The organism is Methylobacterium sp. C33D (assembly GCF_053345825.1).
In genome coordinates this window covers 1-1236 of record NZ_JBKFAV010000102.1, presented here as the reverse complement: position 1 = coordinate 1236, position 1236 = coordinate 1, and the positions used below count along the sequence as shown (strand labels likewise).

General features: G+C 65.0%; 1 protein-coding gene. It reads right to left on the bottom strand.

Going from position 1 to position 1236, the window contains the following annotated elements:
- Positions 1–101: 101 nt before the first annotated feature.
- Complete coding sequence (locus ACLBXO_RS31540) at positions 102–1061, bottom strand: DMT family transporter (protein ID WP_331315787.1); 960 nt, start codon at positions 1059–1061, stop codon at positions 102–104.
- Positions 1062–1236: the final 175 nt, after the last annotated feature.

Below are 1236 nucleotides of genomic sequence, written 5' to 3'. Positions count from 1 at the left end.
GGGTGGAATTCGGCTGGTCTGCTTCTGGGCAAGGATGCATCGAAGCGGACGCAATGCCCGCGCTTACTCGCCCTCCGGACGGCAAAGCGTCATCCTTCCGCTCAGATGTCCCGCCCTTGATACATCTCAGGCGGAATGCGCCGTCTCTGCTGACTGAACGCCCAGACGCGGCCGTCAATGGAGGCAAGCCCGCATCCAATCAGCGCCATGCCGATAAAGTGCTGCGGGGCAAGGTGCTCGCCCAGCACCAATGCGCCCAGCAGGATGGCCGACACCGGGATCAGGAAGGTGACGAGCAGAAGGTTCGTCGCTCCAGCAGTCGCCAGGATACGAAAGTACAGCACGTAGGCGAGCGCTGTAGACAGGACCGCAATACCGACGACTGCGCCCCACGCTGATGCGCTCGGTAGCGGCAAGGTCCAAGGGCGGTCCGCGACGAGGACGAGGGGCAGAAGCATGAACGCGGAGGCCGTCACCTGTCCTGTCGCCGTCGCGAGCGGCGGAATGCCCATTCGCCGGAAGCGCCGCCCGAAGATACCGGCGAAGGCATAGGACAGGGCCGCGCCGAGCACGGCCACCTGTGCCAGGAGGTCGGTCCCAAGCCCCGCCAGAACGGCGGGTCCGACCATCACGGCGACGCCGACAAGCCCTATGAGCACGCCCACGAGCCGGTTGCTGGTCATCCTCTCGTCAGACGTGAAGACGTGGGCAGCGACGACCGTGAAGAGCGGCGTGGTCGCATTCAGGATGGCGGCAAGCCCTGACGCGATGTGGGTTTGGCCCCACACGATGAGGCAGAAGGGAATGGTGTTGTTGAGGAGACCCATGCCGAAGAAGGCGGCCCATGCCCGACCCGTGCGCGGCATCCTCAGGCCCAGGAGTGGCATGGCGGCATTCAGGATCAGAGCAGCAAGCCCGACCCGCAAAAGAACGAGGGTGAACGGCGGAAGAGCCGAGAGCGCCACGCGTGTGAAGAAGAACGATCCTCCCCAGAGTATCGAGAGGCTGAGCAGCATCGCCCATTCGGACGCGGACATCGTGCGGTTCACGGGCGGCGGCATGGCGGACCTTTCGCGGGTTCGCCTCGTGCTACGATCTCGTCCGGGTGATGCGCTTCCCGTTTCCTGCTCTCCAATTCTCTGTCCGCTCACCACCTAGCGCGTGACAAGCCGGGCAGCCGACGAATGGCCGCTTGTGGGATGCTCTGGTCGTCATCGGGGCGACCGCATCGGGTCG